Source organism: Sulfitobacter dubius (genome assembly GCF_900113435.1).
In the GTDB taxonomy this organism is placed as follows: Bacteria; Pseudomonadota; Alphaproteobacteria; order Rhodobacterales; family Rhodobacteraceae; genus Sulfitobacter; species Sulfitobacter dubius.
The window spans coordinates 534,536-546,001 of the sequence record NZ_FOPG01000003.1 but is presented as its reverse complement, the minus strand read 5'-3'; the positions used below and the strand labels follow the sequence as shown (position 1 = coordinate 546,001).

Here is an 11,466-nt window from a genome sequence, read left to right as displayed (position 1 = left end):
AAACCATGCCGCGCGTTTGTGTAATCTTTGCGATACGAGCGTACGGTGGGTAAACGACCTCGGCTGTCTGGCAGCGCCGACGGGTTCTTCATGGCAAGCACTGAAAAGTTTATCTCCAAGGCAAGAGCTTGCCATTTGGCTGACACCAAACAATGCTGTGCTCTCTGGACAGCGTTAGATGAAGATGCAAAAATATCGGAACTCTTTTCACCCCCATATTTTAGGTTATCAGGCTTTTTAAGGCCCGCCCTGCCACAATCCTATTTAACGACAAAGGATATAAGCAGCCTATGCCAGAGAACCTGCTTATTTATGCACCGGTTCCCCTCTACGCCTCCTCCCAAGGTTTCCTTCAGGAAAATCAAGCTTGTAACGGCCTGCGATTATGGGCCGAAAATTTTGAGACCGTATCGGTCATGATGCCCGTGCTAACCGGGATGCCCCCCCCCAGTTGGCGCCCTATAAGCACGGTTGGTCCGAATTTAGAGCGTATTAACGTTATTCCCCTCCCCACCGCCTATCGACCCGATAGGTTTTTCCAGCATCTTCCATCCACGGCGCGCCTTATCCAAGAGCAGATCAAAAAGGCAGATTATCTTTCGTTCTCCATCGGGGGGCTATTCGGGGATTGGGGATCGGTGTCATGTCACCTCGCCCATAAGATGGGCAAGCCATATGCCATCTGGACGGACCGGGTGGAATCGGAAGTTGTCCGCCGCACGGCTCACGTTGGAAACTGGCGCCAGCGGTTGCGTGCGCGCGCAACCCACCGTCCGATGTTCGCCTTGGAAAAACATCTGATTAGGCGATCTTCGTTAGGGCTGTTCCATGGCAAGGAGACCTATGACACCTATGCGCCCTATTGCCGCAACCCGCAGATTGTTCACGACATTCATATACCAAAATCTGATCACATTGATGCCCAAGCACTAGATGAAAAGCTCGCATCTTTAGTGAAAGGCCCTCTCAAGATCGCTTATGTCGGCCGGGCCGATGCCATGAAAGGGTCGCTGGACTGGATCACAGTCATAAAAAACCTCGCCGCTGCGGACATGGATTTTCAGGCAAGCTGGCTTGGTGATGGCCCCGATCTGGAAGAGATGCGTGCTCAGGTGACCGAAGCGGGCTTGCAGGATCGCGTCAAACTGCCCGGCTTCACAGACGATCGTTCCGAAGTGCTAAAATGCTTACGAGATGCTCATATCGTTATGTTCTGCCACAAAACTCCTGAATCACCCCGCAGCTTAATCGAGGCACTCGCCTCAGCCGCGCCAATTGTCGGCTATGAGGGAGCTTTTGCGCGCGATCTTATCTCAGCAGAGGGCGGTGGCTTGTTGTCTGGCATGGGGGATACAGCGGAGTTAGCCCGGAATATAATGACCCTTGATAATGATCGACAGAAACTAGCCCAGTTGGCCCGAGAAGCGGCGGTGGCTGGATCAACCTATGACGAAGAAACGGTTTTTGAGCACCGCTGTGAGCTTATTCGTCGGTATCTATGAGTTGTAGAGAAGCCGTGGTAACAATGATCTGAGGATGCGAAGCTGGTGAATGGGTTTCATCGCCATGAGGCTCAATCTAACGCAGACAATCAACATTACAGGGTTGGCGGGCTTTTGGGCGGATAAAGCGCGTAACTATTCTAAATTTTATTAAAAAAGCAAGGCGCAGTGGCGGAGACGAAGGGATTCGAACCCTCGAGACCCTTCCGGGCCTACTCCCTTAGCAGGGGAGCGCCTTCGACCACTCGGCCACGTCTCCGCCGACCCGTTTAGACAGGTCCCGTCCGAGTGACAAGGCGAAATTGGCCAGAAAATTTGCATTTTCTGCATCTAATTTCATCTGGCCAGTGGGTCGTGGCTTGCGAACGCCTATCCCTAGAAACTCGAGCGTTGCACCACAGAGGGAATGCGATCGACCCTCCATCAAACCGCCGTTTATTCTCCTTCTCAGCACCCTCTGTAGCATCTCACACGGGAGCGTGAATGACTTGTGAAATCATGAGAGCCCGAAAATAAAACACTGTTATAAAACGATAAATTTGATACCCCCTACCGTTCACGCGCAGCAATCTCCCTCGAACGTCGGCAACCTTGCCGCAGTGCCGAAACTTTCTCGCTCCCTGTGCCGTTACTTCACCACAAACAATGACATCGCAATGACGCGATCTTAGAGAAACCCGAAGGAACACATTATGAAACTTATCTTAACAACAGCCGCCGCCGCTTTGATCTCCACCGCAGCCGTTGCGGATAACTCCACTCGCTACAACGACCTCTTTCTGAACACCTCAAATGACGCGGGCGAAGTGTATGGCAACAGCGACCGCATGCAAGATGCAGACGAGTCGACCAAAGCCAATGACATTATGCTGAACACCGCCGACAACGCGAAAAACGGTGACACCGTTATGAGCAGCCGTAATGCAATGAGCAGCCCCGGCGAAGGCTATCCCTATGGCGGGTTCGGTCCGGGCAACGACAGCAAATAAGCTGAAGACGTTCCAATTGAAAAACCCGGCAGCGCAAGCTGTCGGGCTTTTTGTTTTCCAGTCAACTGAACGGCGCGATCAAGCTACGCTGCAGATCAATTGTTACGTGTTGAAAAGGAAGTGCAGCACGTCGCCATCCTTGACGATATAGCTCTTACCTTCAGCACGCATCTTGCCCGCCTCCTTGGCTGGGCCTTCGCCGCCAAGGCATACAAAATCATCATAGGCGATGGTTTCGGCCCGGATGAATCCCTTTTCGAAATCGCCGTGAATCACACCAGCGGCTTTCGGAGCAGAGGTGCCGGATTTGATCGTCCAAGCGCGCGCTTCCTTGGGGCCGACGGTGAAGTAGGTCTCAAGATGCAAAAGCTCATAGCCAGCACGGATCAAACGATCGAGACCGGCCTCTTTCAGCCCCATCTCTTCGAGGAACATCTCGGCCTCTTCGGCCTCTAGCTGGCTGATTTCTTCTTCGATTTGGGCCGAAATTACGACATGCGAATTGCCTTGCGCTGCGGCCATTTCGGCCACTTTTGCGGAATGCGCGTTGCCTTCAGCGGCTTCCGCCTCGCCTACGTTGCAGACGTAGAGCACCGGTTTCGTGGTCAGCAGTTGCAGCATCCGCCATGCTTTGGCGTCATCTTCGTCTACCTCAACCACGCGCGCGGGGTTGCCAGCCTCCAATGCCTCAAGCGCCATGCGCATCAGACGTTCCTGCTGCACCGCTTCCTTGTCGCCGCCGCGCACTTTACGCACGATGTTTTGCAAGCGTTTCTCGATGCTTTCAATGTCGGCCAGCATCAGTTCGGTGTCGATGGTTTCGGCATCCGCCACCGGGTCCACGCGGCCTTCGACATGGGTGACATCGCCGTCTTCAAAGCAGCGCAGCACATGGGCGATAGCGTCGACTTCGCGGATGTTGGCGAGGAACTGATTGCCCAAGCCTTCGCCTTTCGACGCGCCCTTCACCAGACCAGCGATATCGACAAAGGTCATGCGCGTAGGGATGATGCTTTTCGACTTGGCGATTTCGGCCAGCGTGTCGAGCCGCGCGTCGGGCACGGCCACTTCGCCGACATTGGGCTCGATCGTGCAGAACGGAAAATTCGCCGCCTGTGCCGCTGCGGTGCGGGTCAGCGCGTTGAAAAGGGTCGATTTGCCGACGTTCGGCAGACCGACGATGCCCATTTTGAAACCCATGACGATACCCCTATAAAAGCTGCGCGTGTGTTAGGGGTAGCGGGGGCAAAGCGCAAGGCTCAGCGCGCGCGCCGGTCCTGATGCGCCTGATAGATCAAGATCCAAGCCAGCAGGATAAACATCGGATGTGTCAGCCCGCCTGAGAAGATGATCGCGGGCAGCCAGATCAGGAAGACCACGATAGACAGGATCGGCCGTCCGATCAGCAGGATCGACAGCGGCGGCAGGAAAAGGGCGAGTACATAATTCATGCGCCATGAGATAGGAGGCTTTGCGCCAAATGAAAGGGCGCAACGCGCGAAACGGCCCTGGGTGGGAAATTTGCCGCCCCCTGCCCCGCGGTGGATTGATTTTCGCCGCCACATTCGGCATTGCCGAGGAAAGCACCAAATGAGGCAAGCCACATGACCCGTATCGACGCCAAATTCGAAGACCTCCGCGCCCGCGGCAAAAAGGCGTTTGTCTCCTACGTGATGGCCGGTGACCCGGATTTCGACCGCTCGCTAGAGATCGTGCGCGGCCTGCCCGCCGCCGGGGTGGATATCATCGAACTTGGCCTGCCTTTCACCGATCCAATGGCCGACGGCCCGACGATCCAGCTTGCCGGTCAACGCGCCCTCGAAGGTGGCATGACGCTGAACCGCACGCTGGAAATGGTCCGCGCCTTTCGCGAGAATGACGATACGACCCCAATCGTGCTGATGGGCTATTACAACCCGATCTATTCCATGGGTGTTGAGAAGTTCTTAACCGAAGCCAAAGATGCCGGGATCGACGGGTTGATTGTGGTTGACCTGCCACCCGAAGAAGACATCGAACTGTGCCTGCCCGCACAGGATGCCGGGCTGAACTTCATCCGCCTTGCCACGCCGACCACCGATGACAAACGCCTGCCCCGCGTCGTGCAAAACACCTCTGGCTTTGTCTATTACGTCTCGATCACCGGCATCACCGGCTCGGCCGAGGCGAATGCCGCCGATGTTTCCCCTGAAGTTAAGCGCATCCAAAAGGCCAGCGGCCTGCCCGTGATCGTGGGCTTTGGCGTGAACACCCCCGAAAAAGCCCGTGCCATCGCGGAAGTGGCCGACGGTGTAGTGATCGGCTCGGCCATTGTGAACCGCATCGCCAATGGCGACAGCCCTGAGGATGTCTTGGCTTTCGTCAAAACCCTCGCTGATGGGGCGCATTCGGCGTGAACCTATTTTAGAGAGACGAACTAAAGTCCGCGCTGCCCTATTGGCCGCGCGGGCTTTGTCGCTTCAACGCCCTTCACAATTGCCAAGCCCCCCGCCACTTGCTACCCAAAGTTGACCCATTCAACATAGGTGGCCCATGCCCGTCATCACCAATATCGACGACCTCAAGCGTATCTACCAACGGCGCGTGCCACGGATGTTCTACGATTACGCGGAATCGGGCAGCTGGACGGAACAGACTTTTCGCGAGAACAGCAGCGACTTTGACCAAATTCGCCTCCGCCAGCGGGTCGCGGTGGATATGTCGGGCCGCAGCACAGCAACCCAGATGATCGGCGAAGACGTGGCCATGCCGGTGGCACTTGCTCCAGTTGGGCTGACCGGAATGCAATGCGCGGATGGGGAGATCAAGGCCGCTCGGGCAGCAGAAGCCTTTGGCGTGCCTTTCACCCTGTCGACCATGTCAATCAACTCCATCGAAGACGTGGCTGAGGCGACGACAAAACCCTTTTGGTTTCAACTCTATACCATGCGCGATCAGGACTATGTCAGCCGCCTGATCCAGCGGGCGAAAGACGCCAAATGCTCCGCGCTGGTGATTACACTCGACCTGCAAATTCTCGGGCAGCGGCATAAAGACCTGAAAAACGGCCTGTCGGCTCCGCCCAAGCTGACCGCCAAAACACTCGCCAACCTTGCCACCAAATGGGGTTGGGGGATCGAGATGCTGGGCGCGAAGCGGCGGCATTTCGGCAATATCGTCGGCCACGTGCATGGAGTCACTGACAACGCCGACCTTGGCGCTTGGACGGCAGAGCAGTTTGATCCCTCGCTCGATTGGGACAAAATTGCCAAGATCAAAGCGCAATGGGGCGGCAAGGTGATCCTCAAGGGCATTCTGGATGCCGAGGATGCGCGAATGGCCCTGAAAGTGGGGGCCGATGCGATTATCGTCTCCAACCACGGCGGGCGACAGTTGGACGGGGCGCTAAGTTCGATCCGTATGCTGCCCGAGATCCTCGACGCGGTGGGCGATCAGATCGAAGTGCATCTCGACGGCGGCATCCGGTCGGGTCAGGACGTGCTGAAGGCCATGGCGATGGGCGCGAAAGGCACCTATATCGGGCGCGCCTTCATCTATGGCTTGGGCGCGATGGGCCAGCAGGGCGTGACCCGCGCGTTGGAGGTGATCCACCGCGAGCTGGACCTGACCATGGCGCTTTGCGGTGAGACACAGGTCGCCAGCCTTGGACGCCATAACCTTTTGATCCCACGTAACTTTGGCGGCGATTGGCAGGAATGGCCGCGTGATCCGGTCAAATGCTGATCTTTCTCAGCCGCGAACTGACCTTTCTCGCCACACCGAAAACCGGGACCACCGCCGTGGAAATGGCGTTAAAACCGGTAGCGGAAATCGTTTTTTCGCGCAATCGCAAACACTTGACTGCGCAGCGCTATAGAAAGCGCGTGTTGCCGTTTTTACAAGACACCTTCTCGGCCTCGCCCGAACCGCTGGCGGTGATGCGTGACCCGGTTGCGCAAATCCGCAGTTGGTATCGCTATCGCAGCCAGCCGCGCCTTGATGGTAGAAAGCTCAGCACCAAGGGGCTCACATTTGAGCAATTCGTGCTTGAGGTGCTCTCTGACGCGCCACCGCCCCGCGCTCAGGTTGGCAGTCAGTTCTCCTTTCTGACCTCCGGCCAAGGCGCGTTGCTTGTGCAACACCTCTTTGCCTATGAAAACCAACCAGCCTTTCGCGATTTTCTAGAAGATCGCTTGGATCGTGAAATAGCATTGAAGCCAAAAAACGTCTCTCCCGACCTGCCCGCTCCGCTTTCCACTGCTGTCGAAGCACAACTCCGCGCCGCGCGCGCCAAGGAGTTCGCCCTCTATGATCGGCTCATGGCGGCAGATGGCTACCTGCACACGCCCCAGGAATAGCGCAGCACCCCGCCCTTTTGCCCTTTCCAGCCGGGCAAAACCGGTCTATACGCGCGGCTTCACGCGGGAATACAGCCTTGGAGGATTCCCGCCCTAACAAATTTGGAGACTAAAATGGCCGGAGAGATTCCTGATCTTGAAGCCCAGGTACGCGCGGGGACAGGCAAGGGCGCCGCTCGCCAAGCACGTCGTGACGGCATGGTTCCTGGTATCGTATTTGGTGGCGACAAAGAGCCGCTGCCGATCAATATCCCGTTCAACAAGCTGCTGACCAAGCTGCGCGCAGGCCGCTTTAAGGCGACCCTGTTCAACCTCAAGGTTGAAGGCCACGACGACGTTCGTGTGATCTGCCGCGACGTTCAGCGCCACGTTGTCAAAGACCTGCCCACGCACATCGACCTGATGCGCCTGAAGCGGACAACCAAGATCAACCTGTTCATCAACGTCGAAGTCAAAGGCGAAGAAGAATGCCCCGGCCTGAAAAAGGGTGGCGTGCTCACTCTGGTCCGTCCGGAAGTTGAACTGGTCGTCACTGCGGCAGACATCCCCGAGTATGTGACCGTGGACATCACCGGTCTCGAAATCGGCGACAGCGCGACCATCAGCCGTGTTGACCTGCCCGAAGGCGCCAAGCCCACAATCGACCGCGACTTCGTTGTGGCGACGGTTTCGGCTCCTGCCGGTCTGTCCGCGTCGGATGACGACGAGGACGAAACTGCGGCAGACGAAGTACCGACAACCGAAATGGGTCCACCCGACGGTGAAGAATAAGCATCTGCCGAAAGGCACTGCTGGAACGGGGTCGCATCACGCGGCCCCGTTTTGCGTTGGGGGGGGTGATTTCTTTAAAAGAAATCACTGCGGAATTTTGAAAAAATTCCGATACCCAGCAGGCCATTCCATCCCCCTGCCCCTCTTGTTAAACTCCACCGAACCACAGGAGAAAGCCCATGAAACTCATCGTCGGCCTTGGCAATCCGGGTGGCAAATACGCCCGTAATCGCCACAACATCGGCTTCATGGCGCTGGACCGCATTGCCGACGATCACGGCTTTGCCCCGTGGAAGGGCAAGTTTCAGGGCAGTGTCAGCGAGGGGCGCTTCGGCTCCGACCGGGCGGTGCTGCTCAAGCCCGAGACATTTATGAACAACTCCGGCCAATCGGTGCAGGCGGCGATGAAGTTCTACAAGATCGACGCGGGCGATGTGATTGTTTTCCATGACGAATTGGACCTCGCGCCGGGCAAGGTCAAATGCAAGACCGGCGGCGGCCATGCGGGCCACAACGGCCTGCGCTCAATCCACGCGCATATCGGGGCGGAGTATGACCGCGTGCGCCTCGGCATTGGCCACCCCGGCCATAAAGACGCGGTGGCGGGCTATGTGCTACGCGATTTCCCCAAGGCTGACGAAGGCTGGCTGGACGATGTGCTGCGCGGCATTTCCGACGGCGCCGCCGATCTGGCGCGAGGCGACACGGGGCGGTTCATGAACGCCGTGGCCCTGCGCGTGGCCCCACCCCGTTCAGGTACCGGAAGCAAAGGGCCGAAGAAACCGGCCGAAGCCGCGCCAAAGCCCGCCGCCAGCAAGCCCGAGCCCGAGGCCGAACCTCAATCGCCGCTACAAAAACTAATGGACCGTTTCCGCTAAGCAATTCCGCCTGACGCAATGTCGGGCTGGTCCCCGCCCGCGCCGCGTGGTTCACTCAGGTCAATATTGAGGGGACATCATGCGTACATTTGGAAAATGGCTTGGCCGCGTCATGCTGGCGCTTTTGGCGGCCGCGGTCGTCATCGGGCTTTGGAAGCGCGAAGAGATTGCGCGCCTGCTTGCCGTGAACTCATTGTTCTCGGAAGAGAAAATCGTTCACAACTTCAGCCATATGGAAGGTGCCTTCCTCTCGGCCCCCATCTCGCGCGGGGATGGATTGACGAGCGAGCTACCCTACGGCCCCGAAACCGAATTGCCCGAAACGGTTGATGACTGGATCGCCGCCCGCGATGTGACCGCGCTGGTGGTGCTGAAAGACGGCGCCATCGTCTATGAGAATTATTTTAAGGGCACCGGCCCCGATGACCGCCGCATCAGTTGGTCGGTCGCGAAAAGCTATCTCTCCGCCTTGGTGGGCATCCTGCTGGACGAAGGCAAAATCGCATCTCTCGACGATCCGGTCACGAAATATGCGCCCAGCCTGAAGGGCAGCGCCTATAACGGGGCGAGCCTGCGCAATGTGCTGCATATGGCCAGTGGCGTCACCTTCGACGAAGACTATCTCGACTACGATTCAGACATCAACCGCATGGGCCGGGTCGTGGCCTTGGGCGGCAGGCTGGATGACTTCACTGCCGAGCTGACCGAGACTTTCGCGGAACCCGGCAGCCAGTGGCAGTATGTCTCGATTGATACTCATGTGATCGGCATGGTGGTACGCGGGGCCACCGGGCGCGGCGTACCGGAGTTGCTGAGCGAAAAGGTCATCGCGCCCTTGGGGCTGGAACATGCGCCCTATTACATTGTTGATGGTTCAGGCACCGCCTTTGTCTTGGGCGGGCTGAACATGACCACACGCGACTATGCCCGCTTTGGCCAGATGTTTGCCCAAGGTGGCGAATGGAACGGCAAGCAGGTCGTGCCCGCAGACTGGGTGACAGCATCAACCAGCCCCACCGCCCCCACTGCGGCGGGGCAGATCGGATACGGCTACCAATGGTGGATCCCCGTGGGCGCAGCAGAGGGGGAATATATGGCGCGCGGCATCTATGGGCAGTACATCTATGTCGATACCGCCCGCGATGTGGTCATCGCCACCAACGCCGCCGACCGTAAATTCCGTGAGGCCGGGGTGGCGGAGCAGAACATTGAGATTCTCCGCGAGATCGCGACCTCCATCTCTGGCGGGACCTAAGGCAGAAAGGCAAGATATGACACCTGACAGCAGCATCAACGTCCTGAATCAGCCGCTTGTGATCTGCGGGACGGACCCGGTGACGGGGTTCTTCCGTGATGGACATTGCAACACCTGCGCGCAGGATCAGGGCAGCCACACGGTCTGCGCGGTGATGACGGCCGAGTTTCTGGCCTATTCCAAATACGTCGGCAACGACCTCAGCACCCCGCGCCCCGAGTTTGGCTTTGCCGGGTTGAAGCCGGGTGATCCTTGGTGCCTCTGTGCTGCGCGGTATTTGCAGGCCGCTGATGAGGGCTGCGCACCACGGGTTCACTTGGCCGCCACACATCTACGCGCGCTCGATATCGTGCCGCTGGAGGTACTGCGCGACCATGCCATCGACCAGAACGAGGGGTAACCATGCGCCTGCGCCTCCTGCCCCTCCTGCTGCTTCTCCCGGCCACCTCTTGGGCCGAAACAACACTGCGCCCTGCCGACAGCGCGCGGCTGGATAACCTCGATGCGGCCTTTGGAAATGCCGTGATGCAGGCGCTTGCCGCGGGCGAGGCTGGGGATGTAACCGCTTTGACGCGCGCGCTGTCGGGCGAACCGCAGGTCGCTTTCTCTGCCGATCTGCAGGGCGATTGGTCTTGCCGAACGATCAAGCTCGGCGGGATCAGCCCACTTGTCGCCTATTCTCCGTTTAAATGCCGCTTTACGGCGACCGACCGCGGTTTCGCCTTTGAAAAGTTGACGGGATCGCAGCTGACCCGCGGGGAGATTACCCTGCGCGATGGCCGCGCGATTTATGCTGGCGTGGGCTATGTGAATGGTGAAACAGCGCCCGACTATGCCGACCTGCCCGAAGATTTCACATCGGGTGGTAAGGTGCAGAGCGATGTCGCGGTGTTCCAGCGGATCAGCCCGACACGGGCCCGGCTGCTGTTTCCGTCACCGGCTGTGGAAAGCGATTTCGATATTCTGGAATTGACGCGCTAAAGGCGCCACGCCGCTGTCAGGCCGCGTGGCAAAGCTGTAGCTTGGACTTGGGCCGGGGCATCAGAGAATCGTCCATCAGGTCTTCGATGAAAGTGCTCAAAAGTTGGGTTCGCCCGGTGACGCCAGCCTTGCGATAAATCGCATTGGTCTGCGCCTTTACGGTGCCTTCAGAGGTGCCGCGCATCTCTGCAATATCGCGTGTATTCAAACCCTTGGTCAGAAAGATCGCCACATCCCGTTCGGCCGGGGTGAGGTGCCATTCGCGAAAATGTTCTTCGAGCACATCGGCGAATTCCACCGCACAATGGCGCAGGGCCGTTTCCGCCCGCTCGGCACGCTGAAGGCTCATGCGCAGCGCCATCCACCCCAGCACAACGCCAAGGATCAGTCCCAAAACCTGAACGCCTTTGTTGGGGCCAATATCCGCAAGCGGTATGCCAAAAAGCGTCACGCCCCGACCTTCCAGCGCAAACACCAGAACGAAATAGACGGTCGCGTTAAACTGCAAAGCGGCGATGACCCACAGAGCGATCTTTTTCTTATTATTCATGGTGAAGCCTTGCCTTGGTATCCGCCGTATTTAACCGCGGGCCACCGAAGTACAAGGGATGGCGGCCATGCGCCGTGATCAACCCTTAGTGATTTGGCACCCGCCCCGAAGGGCAGGTGCAGGGTCTCAAAGCCAGCTCTGGGGCCAGTTCTCTGGCCGAAAGAGTGTTGTAACGCAGTGCCTTATCAGCCAGCAGGCCAGGT

Annotated in this window: 13 protein-coding genes and 1 tRNA gene; 10 read left to right on the top strand and 4 right to left on the bottom strand. The window is 58.1% G+C overall.

Annotation, left to right across the window (positions count from 1 at the left end):
- Positions 1-290 precede the first annotated feature (290 nt).
- Positions 291-1,502 (top strand): glycosyltransferase, encoded by a 1,212-nt coding sequence (locus tag BM229_RS15140; protein WP_093928463.1) that lies wholly within the window; start codon positions 291-293, stop codon positions 1,500-1,502.
- Between the two features lie 169 nt (positions 1,503-1,671).
- On the opposite strand, the gene BM229_RS15135 is transcribed toward BM229_RS15140, so the two are convergent.
- A tRNA-Ser gene (locus BM229_RS15135) sits at positions 1,672-1,761 on the bottom strand.
- A 433-nt stretch (positions 1,762-2,194) separates the two neighbouring features.
- On the opposite strand from BM229_RS15135, the gene BM229_RS15130 reads away from it, so the two are divergent.
- Positions 2,195-2,491: a hypothetical protein gene (locus BM229_RS15130; RefSeq protein ID WP_093928462.1), complete on the top strand. Its 297-nt coding sequence runs from the start codon at positions 2,195-2,197 to the stop codon at positions 2,489-2,491.
- Positions 2,492-2,593: 102 nt separating this feature from the next.
- On the opposite strand, the gene ychF is transcribed toward BM229_RS15130, so the two are convergent.
- Both ychF and BM229_RS15120 read right to left on the bottom strand, forming a co-directional pair.
- Positions 2,594-3,691: a redox-regulated ATPase YchF gene (ychF, locus tag BM229_RS15125; protein ID WP_093928461.1), complete on the bottom strand. Its 1,098-nt coding sequence runs from the start codon at positions 3,689-3,691 to the stop codon at positions 2,594-2,596.
- Positions 3,692-3,750: 59 nt separating this feature from the next.
- Positions 3,751-3,942, bottom strand: a complete 192-nt coding sequence (locus BM229_RS15120; RefSeq protein ID WP_067261693.1) for a hypothetical protein — start codon at positions 3,940-3,942, stop codon at positions 3,751-3,753.
- 153 nt (positions 3,943-4,095) lie between these two features.
- On the opposite strand from BM229_RS15120, the gene trpA reads away from it, so the two are divergent.
- From trpA to BM229_RS15080, 8 genes are all read left to right on the top strand, one after another.
- On the top strand, positions 4,096-4,887 hold the full coding sequence (trpA, locus tag BM229_RS15115) for a tryptophan synthase subunit alpha (protein ID WP_093928460.1): 792 nt from the start codon (positions 4,096-4,098) through the stop codon (positions 4,885-4,887).
- Positions 4,888-5,023: 136 nt separating this feature from the next.
- Positions 5,024-6,214, top strand: coding sequence for an alpha-hydroxy acid oxidase (locus BM229_RS15110; RefSeq protein WP_093928459.1), 1,191 nt, complete (start codon positions 5,024-5,026; stop codon positions 6,212-6,214).
- Positions 6,208-6,828: a hypothetical protein gene (locus BM229_RS15105; protein WP_093928458.1), complete on the top strand. Its 621-nt coding sequence runs from the start codon at positions 6,208-6,210 to the stop codon at positions 6,826-6,828. Before BM229_RS15110 ends, BM229_RS15105 begins: the two co-directional genes overlap by 7 nt.
- 114 nt (positions 6,829-6,942) lie before the next feature.
- Complete coding sequence (locus BM229_RS15100; protein WP_093928457.1) at positions 6,943-7,599, top strand: 50S ribosomal protein L25/general stress protein Ctc; 657 nt, start codon at positions 6,943-6,945, stop codon at positions 7,597-7,599.
- Positions 7,600-7,778: 179 nt separating this feature from the next.
- Positions 7,779-8,477: an aminoacyl-tRNA hydrolase gene (gene pth / locus BM229_RS15095; RefSeq protein WP_093928456.1), complete on the top strand. Its 699-nt coding sequence runs from the start codon at positions 7,779-7,781 to the stop codon at positions 8,475-8,477.
- Between the two features lie 79 nt (positions 8,478-8,556).
- Positions 8,557-9,732 (top strand): serine hydrolase domain-containing protein, encoded by a 1,176-nt coding sequence (locus tag BM229_RS15090; RefSeq protein ID WP_093928455.1) that lies wholly within the window; start codon positions 8,557-8,559, stop codon positions 9,730-9,732.
- A gap of 16 nt (positions 9,733-9,748) precedes the next feature.
- Positions 9,749-10,132 carry a DUF2237 family protein gene (locus BM229_RS15085; protein ID WP_093928454.1) on the top strand — a complete coding sequence of 128 codons (384 nt, stop codon included), beginning with the start codon at positions 9,749-9,751 and terminating at the stop codon, positions 10,130-10,132.
- A gap of 2 nt (positions 10,133-10,134) precedes the next feature.
- Positions 10,135-10,713, top strand: a complete 579-nt coding sequence (locus BM229_RS15080; RefSeq protein WP_093928453.1) for a DUF4893 domain-containing protein — start codon at positions 10,135-10,137, stop codon at positions 10,711-10,713.
- Positions 10,714-10,729: 16 nt separating this feature from the next.
- Here BM229_RS15080 and BM229_RS15075 read toward each other — a convergent pair whose 3' ends face one another.
- On the bottom strand, positions 10,730-11,263 hold the full coding sequence (locus BM229_RS15075; protein ID WP_093928452.1) for a helix-turn-helix transcriptional regulator: 534 nt from the start codon (positions 11,261-11,263) through the stop codon (positions 10,730-10,732).
- Positions 11,264-11,466: the final 203 nt, after the last annotated feature.

Excerpts from the sequence above, each read along its gene's own strand:
- BM229_RS15080 (WP_093928453.1), top strand. The coding sequence starts at position 10,135 with ATGCGCCTGCGCCTCCTGCCCCTCCTGCTGCTTCTCCCGGCCACCTCT.
- ychF (WP_093928461.1), bottom strand. The coding sequence starts at position 3,691 with ATGGGTTTCAAAATGGGCATCGTCGGTCTGCCGAACGTCGGCAAATCG.
- BM229_RS15110 (WP_093928459.1), top strand. The coding sequence starts at position 5,024 with ATGCCCGTCATCACCAATATCGACGACCTCAAGCGTATCTACCAACGG.
- BM229_RS15105 (WP_093928458.1), top strand. The coding sequence starts at position 6,208 with ATGCTGATCTTTCTCAGCCGCGAACTGACCTTTCTCGCCACACCGAAA.
- BM229_RS15075 (WP_093928452.1), bottom strand. The coding sequence starts at position 11,263 with ATGAATAATAAGAAAAAGATCGCTCTGTGGGTCATCGCCGCTTTGCAG.
- trpA (WP_093928460.1), top strand. The coding sequence starts at position 4,096 with ATGACCCGTATCGACGCCAAATTCGAAGACCTCCGCGCCCGCGGCAAA.
- BM229_RS15090 (WP_093928455.1), top strand. The coding sequence starts at position 8,557 with ATGCGTACATTTGGAAAATGGCTTGGCCGCGTCATGCTGGCGCTTTTG.
- pth (WP_093928456.1), top strand. The coding sequence starts at position 7,779 with ATGAAACTCATCGTCGGCCTTGGCAATCCGGGTGGCAAATACGCCCGT.
- BM229_RS15130 (WP_093928462.1), top strand. The coding sequence starts at position 2,195 with ATGAAACTTATCTTAACAACAGCCGCCGCCGCTTTGATCTCCACCGCA.
- BM229_RS15085 (WP_093928454.1), top strand. The coding sequence starts at position 9,749 with ATGACACCTGACAGCAGCATCAACGTCCTGAATCAGCCGCTTGTGATC.
- BM229_RS15120 (WP_067261693.1), bottom strand. The coding sequence starts at position 3,942 with ATGAATTATGTACTCGCCCTTTTCCTGCCGCCGCTGTCGATCCTGCTG.
- BM229_RS15140 (WP_093928463.1), top strand. The coding sequence starts at position 291 with ATGCCAGAGAACCTGCTTATTTATGCACCGGTTCCCCTCTACGCCTCC.
- BM229_RS15100 (WP_093928457.1), top strand. The coding sequence starts at position 6,943 with ATGGCCGGAGAGATTCCTGATCTTGAAGCCCAGGTACGCGCGGGGACA.